Origin of the sequence: Frankia sp. AgB1.9 (assembly GCF_016786355.1) — a bacterium.
Lineage (GTDB): Bacteria > Actinomycetota > Actinomycetes > Frankiales > Frankiaceae > Pseudofrankia.
On the sequence record NZ_JADWYX010000005.1, the window covers coordinates 109,743 to 128,739 of the forward strand.

The 18,997-nt window shown below is 71.9% G+C and carries 15 protein-coding genes and 2 tRNA genes; 5 read left to right on the forward strand and 12 right to left on the reverse strand.

Annotation, left to right across the window (positions count from 1 at the left end):
• Positions 1–100: 100 nt before the first annotated feature.
• The 3 genes from I6A60_RS03340 to leuC all read right to left on the reverse strand — a co-directional run bounded on the left by I6A60_RS03340 (position 101) and on the right by leuC (position 2,984).
• A complete protein-coding gene (locus I6A60_RS03340; protein WP_013422232.1) occupies positions 101–382 on the reverse strand; it encodes an HU family DNA-binding protein in 282 nt (93 codons plus the stop codon).
• 546 nt (positions 383–928) lie between these two features.
• Positions 929–1,525, reverse strand: a complete 597-nt coding sequence (leuD, locus tag I6A60_RS03345; RefSeq protein ID WP_203023950.1) for a 3-isopropylmalate dehydratase small subunit — start codon at positions 1,523–1,525, stop codon at positions 929–931.
• A 46-nt stretch (positions 1,526–1,571) separates the two neighbouring features.
• Positions 1,572–2,984, reverse strand: coding sequence for a 3-isopropylmalate dehydratase large subunit (gene leuC, locus I6A60_RS03350; RefSeq protein WP_203023948.1), 1,413 nt, complete (start codon positions 2,982–2,984; stop codon positions 1,572–1,574).
• A gap of 63 nt (positions 2,985–3,047) precedes the next feature.
• Between leuC and I6A60_RS03355 the strand changes: the two genes are divergently transcribed.
• The 3 genes from I6A60_RS03355 to I6A60_RS03365 all read left to right on the forward strand — a co-directional run bounded on the left by I6A60_RS03355 (position 3,048) and on the right by I6A60_RS03365 (position 8,336).
• A complete protein-coding gene (locus tag I6A60_RS03355; protein WP_203023946.1) occupies positions 3,048–3,956 on the forward strand; it encodes an IclR family transcriptional regulator in 909 nt (302 codons plus the stop codon).
• 237 nt (positions 3,957–4,193) lie between these two features.
• The gene (locus I6A60_RS03360; protein WP_203023944.1) at positions 4,194–6,377 is read left to right on the forward strand and encodes a serine/threonine-protein kinase; all 2,184 of its coding nucleotides are present in this window, start codon (positions 4,194–4,196) and stop codon (positions 6,375–6,377) included.
• A gap of 108 nt (positions 6,378–6,485) precedes the next feature.
• Positions 6,486–8,336, forward strand: coding sequence for a class I SAM-dependent methyltransferase (locus tag I6A60_RS03365; protein WP_203023936.1), 1,851 nt, complete (start codon positions 6,486–6,488; stop codon positions 8,334–8,336).
• An 81-nt stretch (positions 8,337–8,417) separates the two neighbouring features.
• Here the strand turns inward: I6A60_RS03365 and I6A60_RS03370 are convergent, their stop codons facing one another.
• Positions 8,418–10,151 carry a sensor histidine kinase KdpD gene (locus tag I6A60_RS03370; protein ID WP_203023934.1) on the reverse strand — a complete coding sequence of 578 codons (1,734 nt, stop codon included), beginning with the start codon at positions 10,149–10,151 and terminating at the stop codon, positions 8,418–8,420.
• Between the two features lie 319 nt (positions 10,152–10,470).
• Between I6A60_RS03370 and I6A60_RS03375 the strand changes: the two genes are divergently transcribed.
• Positions 10,471–10,767, forward strand: a complete 297-nt coding sequence (locus tag I6A60_RS03375; RefSeq protein ID WP_203023933.1) for a hypothetical protein — start codon at positions 10,471–10,473, stop codon at positions 10,765–10,767.
• A gap of 388 nt (positions 10,768–11,155) precedes the next feature.
• Here the strand turns inward: I6A60_RS03375 and I6A60_RS03380 are convergent.
• The 3 genes from I6A60_RS03380 to I6A60_RS03390 form a co-directional block, all read right to left on the reverse strand.
• Positions 11,156–11,228 (reverse strand) — tRNA-Glu (locus I6A60_RS03380).
• A gap of 255 nt (positions 11,229–11,483) precedes the next feature.
• A tRNA-Gln gene (locus I6A60_RS03385) sits at positions 11,484–11,555 on the reverse strand.
• Positions 11,556–11,675: 120 nt separating this feature from the next.
• On the reverse strand, positions 11,676–12,455 hold the full coding sequence (locus I6A60_RS03390) for a fumarylacetoacetate hydrolase family protein (RefSeq protein ID WP_203023931.1): 780 nt from the start codon (positions 12,453–12,455) through the stop codon (positions 11,676–11,678).
• Positions 12,456–12,854: 399 nt separating this feature from the next.
• On the opposite strand from I6A60_RS03390, the gene I6A60_RS03395 reads away from it, so the two are divergent.
• Positions 12,855–13,106: a hypothetical protein gene (locus tag I6A60_RS03395; RefSeq protein WP_203025128.1), complete on the forward strand. Its 252-nt coding sequence runs from the start codon at positions 12,855–12,857 to the stop codon at positions 13,104–13,106.
• Positions 13,107–13,239: 133 nt separating this feature from the next.
• Here I6A60_RS03395 and I6A60_RS03400 read toward each other — a convergent pair whose 3' ends face one another.
• The 5 genes from I6A60_RS03400 to I6A60_RS03420 all read right to left on the reverse strand — a co-directional run bounded on the left by I6A60_RS03400 (position 13,240) and on the right by I6A60_RS03420 (position 18,546).
• Positions 13,240–13,986, reverse strand: a complete 747-nt coding sequence (locus I6A60_RS03400) for a hypothetical protein (RefSeq protein ID WP_307838676.1) — start codon at positions 13,984–13,986, stop codon at positions 13,240–13,242.
• Positions 13,987–14,108: 122 nt separating this feature from the next.
• Positions 14,109–15,713: a citramalate synthase gene (gene cimA / locus I6A60_RS03405; protein ID WP_203042481.1), complete on the reverse strand. Its 1,605-nt coding sequence runs from the start codon at positions 15,711–15,713 to the stop codon at positions 14,109–14,111.
• Positions 15,714–16,131: 418 nt separating this feature from the next.
• On the reverse strand, positions 16,132–16,812 hold the full coding sequence (locus I6A60_RS03410) for a Crp/Fnr family transcriptional regulator (protein WP_203025131.1): 681 nt from the start codon (positions 16,810–16,812) through the stop codon (positions 16,132–16,134).
• Between the two features lie 156 nt (positions 16,813–16,968).
• Entirely contained in the window at positions 16,969–17,355 is a 387-nt protein-coding gene (locus I6A60_RS03415; protein WP_203025132.1) for a cyclic nucleotide-binding/CBS domain-containing protein, read from the reverse strand.
• Positions 17,356–17,619: 264 nt separating this feature from the next.
• Positions 17,620–18,546, reverse strand: coding sequence for a branched-chain amino acid transaminase (locus I6A60_RS03420; protein ID WP_203025133.1), 927 nt, complete (start codon positions 18,544–18,546; stop codon positions 17,620–17,622).
• Between the last annotated feature and the right edge of the window lie 451 nt (positions 18,547–18,997).

Consider the following 18,997-nt stretch of genomic DNA (forward strand, 5'->3'; position numbering starts at 1 on the left):
GCCCCCCCCCCCCCCCCCCCCCCCCCCCCCCCCCCCCCCCCCGGCGCCCGCCCCCGGGGCGGCCCCCCCCCCCCCCCCGGGTTCCTGCCGAGCGTCATCCTTAGCCGTTCGAGGAGACGCTGGACTTGAACTCCGAGCCCGGGCGGAACTTCGGGACCACGGAGGCGGGGACGTGCACCGGCTCGCCCGTCGCCGGGTTGCGCCCGGTGCGCTCGGCGCGCTCGACGCGCTCGAAGACACCGAAACCGGTGATCGTCACCTTCTCGCCGGCGGAGACGGCTTCCTGGATCGCGTGGAAGACCGCGTCGACAGCCTTGGTCGCGTTGGACCGTCCACCCTCGATCTGCTGGGCAATGCGGTCAACCAATTGGGACTTGTTCACAACAACCTCCGGGACACCCCCGCGAGTGCGGGGGTGGAGCAGATCGGGCATCGCACTGCGCTGCACCGTAGGCATCTCTACTGCCGAGGGCAATTCCCGGAAGCGTGTCGCGTCACACAAACCCGCACGTCAACGGCTTCGGGACAATCGCCAACCGGATCGCAGTCCTCCGGTGAGAGCACTCAGTCCACCACGATCGGCGCAATCATCTCGCCGATTTCAGGCTCGTTTCAGACGTTCTGTTACCGTTTGGTCGCCAAGTGATGTCACCGATGCGGCCAGGTTCGCCACCGAGCGCGCAGCGCAAGCCAATGACGGCGGGGGCAATCGGACCACAGCCCCCGCCGCCAGTCGCGAGAAACATCCCGGCACCCGCCGGCCCAGTCGAGCCAGCCGGTCCACCGCCCCCAACCATCGGGCCACTCGGCGGCCCGGGCGACGCGCCGCCCGGAAAGCGTCCGCGGACGCGATCGGCCGGGGACGGCGGCCGGTGAGAGCCGCGGTCCCCGGCCGCGGGAGGCGGGCCGGCCGCTCGGGCGAACCGGGTCAGGCCGGCTGCGTCGTCCTCGGCAGGAACGACGGGCGGCTGGCCTCGAAGGTAGTGATCAGGTCGGCGTGCCGCAGGGTGAGGCCGACGTCGTCGAGGCCCTCCATCAGCCGCCAGCGGGTGAAGTCGTCGAGCTCGAACGGCGCGACCACGCCGGCGCCCCGGACCTCACGGGCACCCAGGTCGACGGTGATCTCGACCGACGGGTCCGCCTCGACGGCGGCCAGCAGCGTCTCGACGGTCTCGGTCGGCAGGACGACCGTCAACAGGCCGTTGCCGAGCGAGTTGCCCCGGAAGATGTCGGCGAACTTCGGCGCGATCACGGCGCGGAAGCCGTAGTCCTGCAGCGCCCAGACGGCGTGCTCCCGGGACGAGCCGGACCCGAAGTTCGGCCCGGCCAGCAGGACCGTCGCGCCGGCGTGGGCCGGGTCGTTCAGCACGAACGACGGGTCCTTGCGCCACTCGCTGAACAGCCCGGCGCCGAAGCCGGTCCGCTCGATCCGCTTGAGCCAGTCGCTGGGGATGATCTGGTCGGTGTCGACGTCGCTGCGCCGCAGCGGCACCGCCCGGCCAGTGTGCGTGGTGAACGCCTCCATCGGGCGCTCTCCCTTCGGTCGAAGCTGGGTAGCGGGCTGTACGGGCTCAGAGGTCCGCTGGGGCCGTGAGGCGGCCGGTGACGGCGGTCGCGGCGGCGACCTGCGGGGAGACCAGGTGCGTCCGGCCGCCCTGGCCCTGGCGTCCCTCGAAGTTGCGGTTCGACGTGGACGCGCTGCGCTCCCCGGGCTTGAGCGTGTCCGGGTTCATCCCGAGGCACATCGAGCAGCCGGCGCTGCGCCACTCGGCCCCCGCGACCCGGAACACCTCGTCGAGGCCCTCGGCCTCGGCGTCCGCCTTGACCTGCATCGACCCGGGCACGACCAGCACGCGTACGCCGTCGGCGACGGCCCGGCCGCGCAGGATGTCGGCGGCGGCCCGCAGGTCGGACAGCCGGCCGTTGGTGCAGGAGCCGATGAACACCGTGTCGACCGGGACGTCGCGCAGCGGGGTGCCGGCGGTCAGGCCCATGTAGGTCAGCGCCCGCTCGGCGGCGGCCCGCTCGCCCGCGTCGGCGAACGACGCCGGGTCCGGCACGGCGGCCGACAGCGGGGAGCCCTGGCCCGGGTTGGTGCCCCAGGTGACGAACGGGCTCAGGCTGGCCGCGTCGATGACGACCTCGCGGTCGAAGACGGCGTCCTCGTCGGTCGCCAGCGTCTTCCAGTAGGCGACCGCCGCGTCCCAGTCGGCCCCCGTCGGCGCGTGCGGGCGGCCCTTCAGGTACTCGAACGTGATCTCGTCCGGCGCGATCATGCCGGCCCGCGCGCCCGCCTCGATGGACATGTTGCAGACCGTCATGCGGCCTTCCATCGACAGCGCCCGGACGGCCTCGCCCCGGTACTCCAGGACATAGCCCTGGCCGCCACCGGTGCCGATCTCGGCGATTACCGCGAGGATGAGGTCCTTGGCCGTGACTCCGTCCGGCAGCGCGCCGTCGACGGTGATCGCCATCGTCTTCGGCCGCGTCTGCGGCAGGGTCTGGGTGGCCAGCACGTGCTCGACCTGGCTGGTGCCGATGCCGAAGGCGAGCGCGCCGAAGGCGCCGTGGGTGGCCGTGTGGCTGTCACCACAGACGACCGTCAGGCCCGGCTGGGTCAGCCCGAGCTGCGGCCCGACCACGTGCACGATGCCCTGGCCCGGGTCGTTCATCGGGTGCAGGCGGACGCCGAAGTCGGCGCAGTTCTTGCGCAGCGCCTCGACCTGGGCGCGCGAGACCGGGTCCGCGATCGGCAGCAGGGTGTCGGTGGTCGGGACGTTGTGGTCCTCGGTCGCGATGGTCAGGTCCGGCCGGCGTACCGACCGGCCGGCCAGCCGCAGCGCCTCGAACGCCTGCGGCGAGGTGACCTCGTGCACCAGGTGCAGGTCGATGTAGAGCAGATCCGGCTCGCCGTCGGCACGGCGCACTACGTGCGCGTCCCACACCTTCTCCGCGAGTGTGCGCCCCTCGCCCTTCAGGGTCATCGCGCCACTCCTCCCTGTGGTAGTTCGCGTGCATCTCATTACTTGAGATGGCAGTATCAACTTATGGAACAGCGTAACCCCTCCCCCGGCCCGGACGCCGCCGGGGCGAGCAGCGGTGTCGGCGTGCTGGACAAGGCGGCGCTGGTGCTCGCGGCCGTCGAGGAGGGCCCGGCCTCGCTCGGCGAGCTCGTCACCCGCACCCGGCTCTCCAGGGCCACCGCGCACCGGCTCGCCGTGGCCCTGGAGACGCACCGGCTGGTCGCCCGGGACGGCGCCGGACGCTTCGTCGCCGGGCCACGGCTCGCCGCCGGCTCGGCGGTCGCCGCGCTGTGGCCGCTGCCCTGGCGGCTGCTGCAGGCCGCGCCCGAAGTGCTGGCCGAGCTACGGGACAGCACCGGGGAGAGCACCCAGCTCTACGTTCGCCGGGGGGCGGAGCGGGTCTGCGTCGCGGCGGCCGAGCATGGCAGCGGCCTGCGGGACACCGTGCCGGTCGGCGCGATCCTGCCGATGACGGCCGGTTCGGGCGCCCAGGTCCTGCTCGCGTTCGCGGCCCCCGAGGAGGGCCCGGCGAGCTCCCGGCCGCCCGCCGCTCTGCCCGGGCGGACCGGCGTCGGGACGGGAGCTCCCGTCGACCCGGCTTTTGGCGCAGAGGTGCTGGCAGGCGTGCGCGCACGTGGCTGGGCGCAGAGCGCCGGCGAGCGGGAGGCGGGCCTCGCCTCGGTGTCGGCGCCGGTACGCGACGCGGCCGGCGCGGTGGTCGCCGCACTGTCGATGTCCGGACCCGACGGGCGGCTCACCCGCTCCCCCGGCGAGCTGTTCGGGGCCACCGTCGCGGCGGCCGCCGACCGGCTGTCGACCATCGCCGGCTATTCCGCGACGAACAACCCTCACGCTACGAAAAGGGCCACCGGCAGCACATCGTTGGCACCCGGGACCACCCCCGACGGACTATCGAAGGACGCGAAAGCGTAGCCTTTATGTGTCGGTCTTGGCGATACCCAGTAGTCCCGATACGGGTCGCCGAGACGGCCGTCGGGCGGCAGGGGGTACCCGTGGGCCGCCGCGGACCGCACGGGCCACCGTTCGGGGGGTCGGGCTGGTGGCCCGGGAATGATCGTGACAGGGCTGGCCGCGCACCCCGCCGCGGTGTCGCCGTCGTGGCCATTACCCGCCTCCCCCGGGGTGGCGTGAAGAGGGGGAGTCGGTTCAGTGCGCACACTCGGCTCGCGGTATGTCCTGCACGAGCTGCTCGGGCAGGGCACCACTGGCGAAGTGTGGCGGGCCACCCGCCGCGACGACGGCGCTGACGTAGCGGTCAAGATGCTGCGGCCAGAGTTCGCCGATGACCGTGTTGTCGTCGACAGGTTTCTGCGTGAATGGCAGATCCTCTACGACATCAACAGCCCGGAGCTGGTTCGTGTCCTCGACCTGGTCAACGAGCGGGACGCGCTCGCAATCGTGATGGAGCTCGTCGACGGCACCGACCTGCGCGAGTACCTGCGCCACTCCGCGCCGCTGCCGGTCGAGCAGGCCGTGCAGATCATCACCCACGTCCTGCGGGCACTCGACACCGTGCACGGCGCGGGCGTCGTGCACCGTGACGTCAAGCCTGAGAACGTCCTGCTCGACGAGCGACAGGGCAACGGGCCCGCCGTCCGGCTCACCGACTTCGGCATCGCCCGGATGGTGGACACCCTGTCCCGCGGCCGGGCCCAGCTCACGGGGCCGATCGGCACGCCGCTCTACATGGCGCCCGAGCTCGGTACCGGCGCCCAGCCGACCCCGGCGGTGGACATCTACTCGGCCGGCATCGTCCTGTACGAGATGCTCGCCGGGGCGCCGCCGTTCGACGAGGTGAGCCCGACCGACATGCTGCGCGCTCATCTCGAAGAGGCGCCGCTGCCCATCAAGGGCGTGCCCCGGCCGGTGTGGGACGTGCTGGCCTCGATGCTCGAGAAGACGCCCGCCCGCCGGCCACCGAGCGCGGCCGAGGCGGCGCGCGCCCTGGAGAGCGCACTGGCCCGGTCTGGTGACCTGCGACCGCGGGCACCCCGTGACGAGGACACCTGGGAGCGCGCCAGCGCCAAGCCCCGGGTGGACGACGGCGCCCCGACGGGCGACACCGTCGGCGGCGGCCGACCGCTGGCCGGCGTCGGCGCCGCGGCCGGGGTCGGCGCGATCAGCACGACGAAGGCGGCGCACGCCGGCCCCGGTGGGGGCTATGGCCCCGGCGGTGGTCACGGGCCTGGCGGTTATGACGACTGGGACGACGAGGCGGCGACCGGCATGGTACCCATCCCCGGTTCGAGCGGGCCGCAGGGTGGCCACTGGGACGACGCCGCGACCCGGCTCGGGCCGACGGCCGGTGGCCCGAGTGGGCCTCGGGGCGGCTGGGACGACGACGCGACCCGGCTCGGCCCGACGGCCGGCGGCCCCCGTGGCTGGGACGACGAGGACGACTACGACGACCCGCCGACCGACGGCGGCCCCGTCCGGGTCCCGAGCCGGTCCGGCGCGGTCCAGGCGAACCGCAACACGATCATCTCGGCGATCCCGGCCAACCGGCAGCCCGCACCCAGCTCCGGCGGTCGCCCCCCGGTACGCGACAACCGGCAACGGCTGCGGATCGCCGCCGGCGCCGGCCTTGTCGTAGCCCTCATCGCCGCGGCCGGTGGCTGGGCCCTGGCGTCCTCCGGCGGCAGCTCGCCGTCGTCCTCGGGCAGCGACACCACGCTGACCAGCGGCGCCGCGGGGGTCAGAACGACTCCGACGCTGTACACCGACAACTCCGGCAACCTGGTCGACCCGACGGCCACCGCCGCGTACACGACGATGATCAGCGGCAAGCCAGTGACGGTCAAGCCCGGGCCGACTCAGACGAAGGGCCAGAGCCCGTCCAGCGGGAGCAGCACCGGCAACGCGCCGCCTGCCACGACGACGCCGGCCACGCCGTCCACCGCGACCGTTCCCAACGTCGTCGGTGAGGACCAGAACGCCGCCGCGCAGGACTTCGCCAACGCCGGGTTCACCAGCACGCCGTCGTGGACCGCGAAGTGCACGGACCCGAGCGTCTCGGTCGGCCAGGTGCTGAGCCAGAGCCCGGCGGGCGGCAGCACGCAGGACAAGGCGAGCGCGATCTCCGGCACGACCGCCGGCGAATGCCCGACGGTGCCGAACGTGGTCGGCATGAGTCCGCCCGCCGCGAAGTCGACCCTGGAGGGCAGGGGCTTCAGCGTCTGGCTCAACGGCTCGTGGAGCTGCGACTACGGCTACGACCCGGTGACGTCCCAGTCGCCGACCGGTGGCCGGGCCCTCAAGGGCAGCTCGGTCTCCATCAACTACACCTGCGAGCCCAGCCCGCCACCACCGTCCCCGACGGCCCCCAGCAGCTAACCGCCCCGGCAGGCCGGGGCATGATCGAATGCCCGTCCCGGGTTCCCGGGACGGGCATTCGGCGTTCAGGCACCAACCGTGACAGGAAGGCCTCAGGAGGAGGATCTCGTGCGCGGTTGGTTCGCGATCACGACAGGGGCGCTGGTCTTAGCGAACGGAGCCCGGCTGCGCAGGCGCCTCCACGGCCTGGACCGGACAGCTCCGAGCACCGAAACCGTGGCCACGTCCCATGCCTTCCTCGTCGCCGCTGACGTCCTGCTGTCGGGCGAGGCCCGCCGCGCCGCCAGTGCCCACGCCCGCAGGGAAGGGCTCGACGTCCTCGACCTCGTGCCCGCGGACCTCCCGCCGGAGCGGCTGCTCGACCTTGCCCGGACGGTCCACGTGGCCAGGTACCGGACAGACCGGTTCGCCGCCGGCCAGGGAGCGGGCCAGGCGCTGCTCGTCGACCGTTCGGTGCTCGCCCGGGCGGGCGTCGACGAACGCGAGGACTACGCCGCCGTCGAGCTGCTGAAGATCATCAGATGCCTCAAGCAGTACGCGCCCGCCACCACCGGCCTGGCCATCGCGCCAGGGCTGAAGGCCGCGGGCCGCGGTGGCGCGGATCGCGTCCGGATGCGGGCCGCGGGCTACCGGCACCCCTACCAGGGAATCACGTACCTCCCGGTCGTCCGGACAGCCGCGGTCACCGCGGCGTGCGTGACGACCCCAGGGTGGGGCCTGCTGGCACTGGCACTGTCCGCGTTACAGCCGGCCGCGGTCGCCGCCGGACGAGTCTCGCCGGGCTCGCGGAACGTGTTCGCCACGTCGGCCCGCCGGCTGGCGTCCTGGCCGGCCTTCACCGTCGAGGCGGCCCGGACGCGCCGGACACGCGCCACCGCACCCGACCCCGAGGCGCGGCGGCGCCGGGCCGAATACCAGGCGGAGATCTCCACCGAGACGGCCAAGCACTTCGAGCAGCGACGGGACCGCTGCCCCTGGTGCGGCTCGACCGCGCTGGAGACACGGACCAGCGCCGCCGACGTCATCCTGCGCAAGCCCGGCCGGTTCACCTACGACCAGTGCGACGCCTGCGCGCACATCTTCCTCAACCCGTGTCTGAGCCCGGCCGGCCTCGACTTCTACTACCGCGACTTCTACGACGGGTTGAACGCGGACCAGGCCGAGGGGATGTTCGCCGCCTCCGACTTCGGTTACCGGTCCCGGGCCAAGCTGCTGCCGGCCGAAGCGGGGGCCACCAGCTGGCTCGACGTGGGCGGTGGTCACGGCCACTTCTGCCTGGTCGCGGGCGGGCTGCTACCGAACGTACGGTTCGACGCGGTCGACCAGGGTGACGGCATCGCCGAGGCGGCGCGCCGCGGCTGGGTCCGGCACGCCTACCGGCAGATGTTCCCCGACCTGGGCCGCGAGATCGCCGGGCGGTACGACGTGATCAGCATGTTCCACTATCTGGAGCACACGCTCGACCCGGGCCGGGAGCTGGACGCGGCGGCCGCGGCCCTGCCCCCGGCCGGCCACCTCCTCATCGAGGTGCCGCATGCGCACGGCCCGTCCTTCGCGCTCTTCCGGGGTTTCTGGGTCGGACTGTGCCCGCCCCAGCACCTTCACCTCATCTCGCCGGACGAGCTCGTCGAGGCGCTGGCCGCGCGCGGCCTGCGCACCGTGAAGGTGGAGTTCGGGCCGGCGCACATCTTCGGCGACGCGACCAGCGCGGTCTACTACCTGACCCAGAAGCTGCAGCCGAACCCGACGCTGCCCTGGCTGCCCTACGAGGCCACCGCCTGGCGGCGGGCCCGCCGAATCGGTGCCATGGCCGCGACGGCGCCGCTGTTCCCGCTGGCGGCCCTCGCGGACGCGGTGATGCTCCCCTATCTCCTCACCGGCCGGCGGGCGAACGTCTACCGCGTCGTCGCCCGCAAGGAGGGCGAGCCCAGCCTGACCGGGGCCGGTACCGAGGAATAGCGCGACCGAGGAAAGCACGACAGCCGCTTGGCGCGACCGCGGCTTGGCGAGGCGCCCGGCACCGGCGGTCAGGGCCGACGGTCAGCCGGAGCGGTCGAGCGGGAGGTCGTCGGCCGGCCAGGCGGAGGCGCGGCCACGCGGGCCGCCCAGGCCCGCTCCCCCGAGGCCAGAACCCCCGAGGCCCGTCAGGTCGGCCTCGTCGGCGTTGGGGTAGCCACGACCGGGCTGGTCCCAGCGAGGCCGGCGAACCGCCAGCGGCGGGATGCTCGGGGCGGGGATGAAGGGCTCACGCTCGACCAGGCCCTCGGCCCGCAGCCGCGGCAGGTCGGGCAGCCGCGGCAGCATGGTCGGGTCGGCGGTCGGCAGCGGCAGCTCGGCCGCCCACATGTCGACCTCGACGTTGATCTCGCCGCCATCCGAGGTCATCCGCAGCCGGCCGCCGTGCACCTCGACCAGCCGGCGCACCACGTACAGGCCCATCCCGGCCCCGTCTGTGGGCCTGGTCGCCGAACCGTCTCGCTGGGTGAACGGCTCGAACAGCCGGGCGATGGTCTCCTTGTCGAGGTCCGGCCCCGGGTTGCGCACCCGCAGCACCACCTCGTCGCCGACCCGGCCGGCGATCAGCCGCACCGGGGCGCCCGGCCAGGAGTGCACCAGCGCGTTGTCGACCAGGTTCGCGACGACCTGGTGCAGCGCCTCGCGCGACATCCGGACCGGCAGGTGGTCCGGCAGGTCGACGGTGACGGCGTTCACCAGGGCGGCGTTGCGCAGGCTCCCGAGGGCCTCGTACACCACCTCGGGCAGGTCGGAGACCGTCGTGTCGTCGATGCCGGTCGCCGTCGCCGCCGTGAGCATGTTCTCCAGCAGCCGGGACAGCCGCTCCGACGAGCCGAGCGCCAGGTCGAGCATGTCGTCCACCTGGGCCTCTGACATCCGGTGGCGTCGGCGCCGCAGGGTCAGCAGGTTGCCCCGGATGCCGGCCAGCGGGGTCCGGAACTCGTGCGAGACGGTGGCGACCAGGTCGGTGCGAATCCGGTCGGTCTCCTCCAGCCGCGCCATCAGGCTCTGCTGGCCCTCATAGAGCTGGTGACGGTAGCGCTCGGTTCTACTGCGCTCCTGCTGGTTGTAGCGCCAGAAGACCACCTGGGCCCCGGCAAGGGCCACGATGAAGGCGGCGTGCATCGCGGCCAGCATCAGCGCGCTGTGCCGGGCGTAGTCGGTCAGCGCCCCGGGGCTGACCAGGTAGCGCATCGCCAGGTTCGCGACGAACACGAACCCGATCGCCAGCGCGTAGACCGACCAGTCCTCGTACAGGGCGATCAGCGCGACCACGACGAAGAAATGGAAGTACATCGGGCCGAGGCCGTCCGACAGGTGGACGAACACGACCGAGCAGCACAGCAGCCCGAGGCTCGCCGCCAGCGCCCGCACCCGCCGCAGACCGGGCAGCGCCGCCGCGCCGAACAGCAGGATCGACGGGCTCGCGGCCGCGATGCCGTGCATGGTGTCGAAGTGGTGCAGCTGGGCGTAGCCGACGATGACCGGCAGGTGCAGCGCCAGGACCCACTTCAGCAGGCGGTGGCGCGCGTTCCAGTCCTCGAGGGTGAGCCGGTGCCCGTGCGGGACGAGGCTGGAGACCCAGCCACTGGCCCGGCCGGAAAGGCTCCCGCCGGTGGACTGGCTCGTCGGGTCCGCGGACCGCCGGTCGGCGACGCTGCGGCGGGGGTGTCCGGTGACATGCCGGGTCCGCGCGGCGCGCGCGCGTTCATGACGGCGACGCGCCCGCTCTCCGAAGGGGGGACCGGCGGCGGACATCCGCGCAAGTTTCTACCGGGACGACCGGAACCCGCCATGGTTGTCAAGGGTGGTGTCGGATGACGCCAGTGCCCACCTTTGACTAGCCACTGAGGACCAGTACGGAACGGGCTGGACGGAGGATGGCGCCGAAACGCGACCACCGAGACAGTGTGGTCCGCGGCGGCACCCCAGGGAAGCCCCGCTTCCACCGGTCCGGTTGGCGCATCTGAGTCAGCCGGGCGACGTCCGGGCCACCAGCCCGGCCCGAGCCGGTGGGATAGGACCAGCCGCACCACAGATCCGCACCGCCAGGTCATTGCCCCACGAGGAGGACGCTGTGCCCCAAGTCGCTCTGACCCTCGCGTCGGTCCCGGCACGGCTGTCGTCTCACCCCGGTCCCGCGATCACTCCGTGCCCGGCCGTCGAGGCCGCGCCCGTGGCGGTCACGCTGCCGGCCCCGGCTGAGCCGTCGGTGCAGGTGGCCCGCGCGCACCTGCGCCTGGTGACCTCGGCCACGGCCGCCACGGAGGTCGACGAGATCCACGGCCACGGCGGCCCGGCCTCGTGCCACTGCCGGGCGTGCTCCATCGCCCGGCACCCCGCGTCGCTGCCCCGGCTCTCGGTCGTCCGCTAGTCCTTCCGGCCGGCTCGCGCCGCCCGTTCCTGGCCTTCCTTAATCGCCGTCTCGGCCCCGGCGGACCCCTGCCGGCCAACGAGACGCACGGTTCGAGGGGCACCGCACCGGTCTTGATCGCCGTCTCAGCCCTGAGATGGTCGTAGAAACGCCATCGTCACGACCACCCCAGGGCCAAAACAGCGATCAAGACCACGCGGGAGCACGCCGAAACAGCGATCAAGGCGCCGGGCTGGCCTCGGCGGGCGCGGCACTGGCCGCCTCGCCTACACGCCTATCGGGACGTCAGCCGCGGCGTCCCCATTGCGGCGCCGCCGGACGGGGCGCGGAATCAGCGTCGGACAACGCAAAATAGCACCCTCCGAAGAGGGTGCTAAATGATTGTGCGTAGCCCCAACGGGATTCGAACCCGTGCTACCGCCTTGAGAGGGCGGCGTCCTAGGCCGCTAGACGATGGGGCCAGGAACTTCCCAATCTTCAATTGTCTTGCCTTACCTTAGCAACCTCCGGCCGGTCACCCACCCGGAGGCGCTTCGTACCATACACGACATCCCCGGCGACCGGCCAACCAGCAGGAAGACCCAGTAGCCGCAACCCAATCCCACACAACCGCCCCGGTCGCGCGAAGCGCGACACCGGGGGCTCCGGGGGTCGCCCCCCGGGAGGACATCAAATCCCCGGGAAGCTGCCGGAACGGCCAGCGAACAGGATGCTCGCTGGGGTACCAGGACTCGAACCTAGACTAACGGAACCAGAATCCGTTGGGCTGCCAATTACCCCATACCCCATCGACGCCCTCTCGGGCGTTGCCTACTGTACAGCATCCCGAGGGGCAGGTAGCCGCCCGGGATGCCGTCAGCACAGGGATAGCTCGCCGGCGCGAAAGGTATCCCGGCCACGCGTCCGACTCAGCGGGCCGTGACCGGATTGGTCAGCGTGCCGATGCCGTCGACGGTCACGGCGACGGTCTGACCGGGGCGCATCGGGCCGACGCCGGCCGGGGTGCCGGTGAGCAGCACGTCGCCGGGTAGCAGGGTCATCGCCGCCGACATGTAGGCGATCAGCTTCGGGATGCCGTGGATGAGATGCGCTGTGGTCGAGCTCTGGCGGATTTCGCCGTCGAGCGTGGTGCGCAGGCCGGCGTTCGCGGCGTTGAGGTCGGTCTCGATCCACGGCCCGAGCGGGCAGTGGCTGTCATGGCCCTTCGCCCGGGTCCACTGGCCGTCGCTGGCCTGCTGCTCGCGCATGGTGACGTCGTTCGCGCAGGTGAAGCCGAGGACGACCGACATCGCCCGTTCTTCGGGGACATCCCGGCACAGCCGGCCGATGACGATGGCCAGCTCGCCCTCGTAGTCCATGCGGCTGGTCGGGTCGGGGTGCACGATCGGGTCGCCGGGGCCGACGACCGCGGTGGACGGCTTGAGAAAGAGGATCGGCTTGTCCGGCGGGGCGTCGCCGCCCATCTCCTTGACGTGGTCGGCGTAGTTCTTCCCGACGGCCAGCACCTTGCTGGGCAGCACGGGCGCCAGCAGCCGCACCTCGCCGAGCGGGCGGCGGGCGCCGGTGAACTGGAAGGGCCCGAACGGATGCGGAGTCAGGGCGGCGACCGTCGCCTCACCGCGTTCGACCGAGCCCTCGACCACGCCGAAGGCCGGCTCCGAACCGTCTGTAAACCTCGCGATACGCACCCAGCGACCGTATGGCAAGGTGGCCGGAACGGGCGCTTAGCGCCCGCCGGCCACCTTGCCTGTCGGGCGCCCAGGGCGCCCTCCCAACGCCTAACGTCTCGTGGCCTGAAATCCGTGGGCCGCGCCGGTCAGGGGTTGGGATCTTGGCTGGGTTGCGTTGTGGGGCGGACGCCGCGCGTCGCCTGACATGCCATGGACCATCGGGCGGCCGCCGCACGCGCCCGCTCGGTGTGAGCAGGTCGTACCCCGGGCCGCTGCTCCGCCGGCGGTGGGGTAGCAGAGAATCTGGAACAGTTCCGACGGCGCGTGATGACAGGTACGAAGTCCAGGTCAGCTGACTCTGGGGACGCGACCGGCGGACGGGGGCCGACCGCAGGATCTAGGAGCAGAAGGAGCGGCATGACCGAGGCCGTCTACGACGTGGGCGCACCGGAGCCCAAGCCGATCGACGAGGAGCTGAGCGTCAAGCTCGGTCACCTGGCGGAGGACGCGATCCTGCGCGGCAAGCCGAACGGTGACGAGCGGTGTGACAACTGCCTGTACTACCTCGACACCGACAAGGACATCACCTACTGCTGGCACCCCAAGCTGCGGGTCCTGGTCGGCGGCGACTGGTGGTGCCAGTGGTGGGAGGAGATTCCGGAGGACTGAGCCAGTCCTCCGGGGCTCCCGGCGCGGTGCTGGGGCCGTCGCATCCCGCGGCCCCAGCACCCGTGACCCAACACCCCGCCAGCCCAACACCCTGCCGCCCCAGCACCCCGCCGCCCCAGCACCCCGCCCCGCGTCAGCGAGGGGTCGTCGTCCGTTGGTCGGCCGCGCTCCAGGGCCGCGTGCCGGCCTTGTCGGCCGTCGGCCGGGTGGCGGCGGCGGAGCGGGAGTCCTCGCGGTCCCGGCCCGGCTGCCGCGGGGAGGCGAACCACGGGTGGCGCAGGTCGTGGTACGTCGGCTCGCCGGTCAGCGAACGCAGCTCGAAGAGGATCTCCTCGAGCTCCGGGAGCTGCTCGCCGTGCTCGCCGGCGCGGGCCAGCTCCTCGGAGCTGAAGAAGAACGCCCGGACGAACCGGCCGTCCGGGCCGGTCGCGGCGAGACCGCCGACGATGTCCGGTCGACCGTCCGGCAGGTAGCGCAGCAGCTCCTTCTCCAGCGTGTGCAGCCGCCCGGCGTCGGCGGCCCGGCCCTGGATGATCTGCACGAAGCCGGCGCTGTCGGTCCCGTCTTCGAGCATGACGGCGACGTCGAGGAACTCCGACCGGACGACCGGGCCGAGGAAGAGCCGCTCGGTGTGGCCCCACCACTCCCGCTGGTCGCTGCGTGCGGCCAGCCGGGCGAGGGCCTCGACGGAGCTGAACCGGCTCAGGCAGATGAACCGGTCGTCCTCCGTGATGCCCGCGGTCGAACCGAGCCAGCCGGCGGCGTCCGCCCCGATCTGCGCCGCCCACTTCTCGTGCTGGGCCCGCATCGCGGTCCGGTCCGGCACTCTTCCCTGGATCACCTGCAGGAACATCACGACCTCCGCACCCCCCGTTAACACGGACGGACGGACCGTAACCTCAGTGGCTCCGGTGTTCGAACCGATCTCCACGGCCGACATCCCCACGGCCGACATCCCCACGGCCGACATCCCCACGGCCGACATCCCCACGGCCGACGAGGTCAGACGGCGTCGGGGTCGGGCACCTCGTTCTGGCGGCGCAGGCCGTAGGTGACGGCGTCCTGCAGCGCCTGCCACGAGGCGGCGATGATGTTCTCGTCGACGCCGATGGTGTCCCAGCGGGTCTGGCCGTCGGAGGTCTCGACCAGCACCCGGGTGATGGCGCCGGAGCCCTCCTGCCCGTCCAGGATGCGCACCTTGAAGTCGGTCAGGTCGACGGCCTTGAGGCCCGGGTAGGCCTTGGCCAGCGCCTCGCGCAGGGCCTTGTCGAGCGCGTTGACCGGGCCGTTCCCCTCGGCGGTGGAGACGTGCCGCTCGCCGCGGGTCTCGAGTTTCACGGTCGCCTCGCTGACGACCTCGCCGTCGGGGCGCTGCTCCACGATCACCCGCCAGCTGTCCAGCGTGAAGTACCGCTCGGGGCCGTAGACCTCGTCGCGCAGCAGCAGCTCGAAGCTCGCCTCGGCCGCCTCGTAGGCGAAGCCGCTGGCCTCGCGCTCCTTGACCAGCTCGACGATGCGGCCGAGGGCCTCCTTCTCGTCGGAGAGGTCGAGGCCGAACTCGCGCCCCTTGAGCTCGATGGTGGCCCGGCCGGCGAGCTCCGACACCAGCATCCGCATGTCGTTGCCGACCACGGCCGGGTCGATGTGCTGGTACATGTCCGGATCGATCTTCACCGCGCTGGCGTGCAGGCCGCCCTTGTGCGCGAACGCGCTGGCACCGACGTACGGCCGGTGGGTGTCCGGCGTCGAGTTGGTCAGCTCGTCGATCGCGTGCGAGACCCGGACCAGCTCGCGCAGCCGGCCGGCCGGCAGCACCGGGGTGGCCAGCTTGGTCTCCAGGCCGGCGACGACGGTGAACAGGTTCGCGTTGCCGCAGCGCTCGCCGTAGCCGTTGGCCGCGCCCTGGACGTGCGTGACGCCGGCCTGGACCGCGACCAGGCTGTTGGCGACCGCGCAGCCGGAGTCGTCGTGGCAGTGGATGCCCAGGCGGGCACCGGAGGCGTCGAGCACGGCCCGCACGGTGTCGCCGATCTGGGTGGGCAGCATGCCGCCGTTGGTGTCGCACAGGACGACCACCTCGGCGCCCGCCTCGGCCGCGGTCCGCACGACTTCAAGGCCATACGCCTCGTCGACGCGGTAGCCGTCGAAGAAGTGCTCGGCGTCGACGAACACCCGCTTGCCCTCGGCACGCAGGTGCTCGACGGTGTCGCGGATCATCGCCAGGTTCTCGGCCAGCGTGGTGCGCAGCGCCCGTTCGACGTGCCTGCGGTCGGACTTGGCGACCAGGCAGACGACGGGCGTCCCCGCCTCGCGCAGCGCGGCGACCTGCGGGTCGTCAGCGGCGGTCCTGCTGGCCCGGCGGGTCGAGCCGAACGCGGCGAGCTTGGCCGCGCGCAGGTTCAGCTCGGTCCGGGCGCGGCGGAAGAACTCGGCGTCCTTCGGATTGGAGCCGGGCCAGCCGCCCTCGATGAAACCGACCCCGAGGTCGTCCAGATGGCGGGCGACCGCGAGCTTGTCGGCGACGGAAAGCGACAGGCCCTCCTGCTGCGTGCCGTCCCGCAGAGTCGTGTCGTAGATGTGCAGGGACTCGGGGTCGTATGGCGGCACAGCTCTAGCCTCTCAACGTCGCGCGCACCGCTCGGCGCGTCGGGCCGCGCCGCGGCAGTGCGTCACCGAGGTATCGGACCGCCGAAGGCGAAACAAGACCTGCGCCGCGGCCCGCGGTCACTCCCCCGGACTGGCATCCGGTGGAACGGGAGTCAGGCGGCGCGCCCTGGCGCTGCCGCGAACGGCCGGTGTGCCGTTCGCGCCCACCGACGACTACCACGGTACGGCGCTGGGCCGGCGCGCGGCCGAAGCCCGATCCCCGGGGTCGTCACGCGTCCGGCCGACCGGGGTTGCGTGGCCGGAACGCGCGACGAAGACGGGTTCACCGCCGGCTATCAACTTTACTTCGTAACACGGTTGATACGCCGGGGCTTGTGTCCGAGGTCGCCCCCTCTTCCCTGCGGGGCCAACGGCGGGCCTAGTCGCCGGCGAAGCGGCGAAGCCGGTCGAGCTGCAGGATGGTGATCGTCTGACCCTCGGAAAGGATCCAGCTGCGGCGTTCGAACTCCCGTAGCGCCTGGTTCACCGACTGCCGGGAACCACCGAGCAGCGACGCGATCTCGGTCTGGGTGAGACCGAGCTCGATCACCGGCCGGCTGGCCTCGCGGGCCCGCAGGAGCAGCAGCTTGGCCACTCGGCGGGGCAGGTCCAGGAACACCAGGTCGGCGTTCGCCCCCGTGAGCCGGCGCACGTGCGCGACGAGCGCGCGGATGAGCTGCTCGGCGACCGCCGGCCGTTCCTTCACCAGTTCCCAGACGGCGGTCCGGTCGAGCACGAGCGCCGTGCTCGGTTCGAGCGCCTCGACGCTCGCCGACCTCGTCCCCGGCTCGACGATGTTCAGCTCGCCGATCGTTTCTCGTGGTCCGTGGATGTTCAGTACATGGTCACGTCCGTCATCGGCCTTGGTGAGCACCTTCAGCCGGCCCTGGGCCACCACAAGCAGGGTGTCCGCGGGCTCCCCCTCGGTGAAGACGACCTGGCCGCGCCGGTAACGACGCGTTACGGCGCGGGCGGCGAGCCGCCGCAGGTCCTCCTCGTCGAGTTCCTTGAGCAGCGTGGTCGCCCGGAGCAGCGCCACCGCCTCGTCGTCGTCGAGCATGGTCGAGACGTTAGCGGCTTTCGCCGGGTCGTTGCCGCTTACATCACGCAGAACACTAGGAATCGGCTGTCTGACACCTGTGAGCCCGAATCTGCTGGCCTGTCCGCCGTCGGGCCGCCTACCCGAACCGGCAGGAACGAACCACACCTGGCGTCGTCAGGCACTCACGCGCTGCTGGTTCCAGCAACGAACCACGTCGCGCATCGACAGGACACCGGCGACGATGCCACCCTCCGTGACGACGAGATGCCGGAATCCGCCGCGCAGCATCGCGTCGGCGGCCGTGTCCAACGACCATTCCGGGTCGGCGAAGACGAGGTCGCGGGTGAGGTGGTCCGCGGCGATCTCGACATCGGGGTCCTTGCCCGCGGCCAACGCCAGCAGAAGGTCCCGCTCGGTCAGAATCCCGTAGCCCGCGCCGTCCGTGTCCAGCACCACCGCGGCGCCGCAGCCGCGCCCGGCCATCAGCCGGGCCGCCTGGCGAAGGGTGTGGCCCGGACCGATAATCAGGACCAGAGCGCTCATTCCGTCCGAAACCCGCATGACAGCCTCCCGTCGGGACGTGGGAGGGCCGGCCGGGTGACCAGGGTCAGCAGTCGACTGGTCCTCCCTCCGCGATCCGTCGGCACGGACCGCTGAGGGCCTCTGGCGCTTGTGCGCTTGTGAAACCCCTACTGGGAGCAAGGTAAACCTCGATCGGCGATCTGGCGAGACCCCCGCTCCCCGGGCGCGCCGGAACACCGCACCCCAACGCGAACGCGCCCCCGACCCGAAGGCCGAGGGCGCGTTCGCGAGTAGGCGCCGACCCTAATCGGCGACGAACTCGTTCCAGGTCTTGTAGCGGTCGAGCTGGCCGGTGGTGGCCTGGTGGAAGATCTCGGCGATCTCCTTGGTGACCGGGCCGGGGCGGCCGGCGCCGACGGGACGGTCGTCGACCTCGGCGATCGGCACGATCTCGGCCGCGGTGCCGGTGAAGAACGCCTCGTCGGCCAGGTACAGGTCGGTGCGCACGATGTGCTTCTCGACGACCTCGTACCCCTGGTCGGACGCGATCTGCATGACCGACGCCCGGGTGATGCCGCCGAGCGCGCCGTCGGTCAGCGGCGGGGTGATCAGCGTGCGACCGGCGACGATGAAGACGTTCTCCCCCGACCCGTCGGCGATGTGGCCCGTCGGGCTGGTCAGGATCGCCTCGTCGTAGCCGGCCTTGATCGCGGCAACCTTGGCGAGCGACGAGTTCAGGTACTGACCGGTGGCCTTCGCGGCCGGCGGGGTGATGTTGACGTCGTTGCGCCGCCAGCTGGAGATGATGACGCGGCAGCCCTTCTCCAGCGCCTCCTCACCCAGGTAGGCGCCCCACGGCCAGACCGCGATCATCGACTCGACCTTGGACGGCAGCGGGTTGAGGCCCATCTCGCCGTAGCCGAGGTAGATCAGCGGCCGCAGGTAGCAGGACTGGATGTCGTTCGCCACGACCGTGTCCTTGGCCGCCTGGACGAACTGCGCCTCGGTGAAGTCCGGCTCCATCATGTAGATCTTGGCGCTGCGGTACAGCCGGGCGATGTGGTCGGAGAGGCGGAAGACGGCGCTGCCGTGCGGCGTCTCGTACGCGCGGATGCCCTCGAACACCCCCCAGCCGTAGTGCAGCGTCGGGGTGAGGACATGGATCTTGGCGTCGTCCCAGGCGACGAACTCACCGTTCATCCAGATCTTCGAGGTGGGCGTGATGGCCACTGGCGTACTCCTCAGCAGGCAGCGCGATGAGCGTTCAGAGATGACGAAACGGCCGAGCTCCGCCATGGTCAGGCTCTGTCGGCTGCCGTCGTACCGATCTACGGCTCTACCGAGGATAGTCGGCTGCCGTCGAGATAGCGGGCGTACGAATATCGGGTGCCCAGCTAACCCGGCTGATCGACTCGTCGAGCGAAGCTCGATGGCGGGGTCCGGGGGTCGTCCCCCGGGGAACATGACGGCCTTCGGCGAGCTGACCGAAGGTCAGCGAGCAGGTCAAGCCAGCTCGCCGGCTGCCGTCTTGCCGGATCTACGGCTCTCTCGAGGATAGCTGGTGGTGTGCGGAACGAGGTCGCGCCACGAATATCGGACATCCGTCGATTGGACCGCCGGAGCCCGCGCGAACCGGCCGGCGGGGCGCCCCCCAACCCCCCCCGCGCCGGCCCGCCCGGGG

Excerpts from the sequence above, each read along its gene's own strand:
- I6A60_RS03410 (WP_203025131.1), bottom strand. The coding sequence starts at position 16,812 with ATGCTCGACGACGACGAGGCGGTGGCGCTGCTCCGGGCGACCACGCTG.
- leuC (WP_203023948.1), bottom strand. The coding sequence starts at position 2,984 with ATGACCCTGAAGGGCGAGGGGCGCACACTCGCGGAGAAGGTGTGGGAC.
- I6A60_RS03415 (WP_203025132.1), bottom strand. The coding sequence starts at position 17,355 with ATGCGGGTTTCGGACGGAATGAGCGCTCTGGTCCTGATTATCGGTCCG.
- leuD (WP_203023950.1), bottom strand. The coding sequence starts at position 1,525 with ATGGAGGCGTTCACCACGCACACTGGCCGGGCGGTGCCGCTGCGGCGC.
- I6A60_RS03395 (WP_203025128.1), top strand. The coding sequence starts at position 12,855 with ATGACCGAGGCCGTCTACGACGTGGGCGCACCGGAGCCCAAGCCGATC.
- I6A60_RS03370 (WP_203023934.1), bottom strand. The coding sequence starts at position 10,151 with ATGTCCGCCGCCGGTCCCCCCTTCGGAGAGCGGGCGCGTCGCCGTCAT.
- I6A60_RS03355 (WP_203023946.1), top strand. The coding sequence starts at position 3,048 with ATGGAACAGCGTAACCCCTCCCCCGGCCCGGACGCCGCCGGGGCGAGC.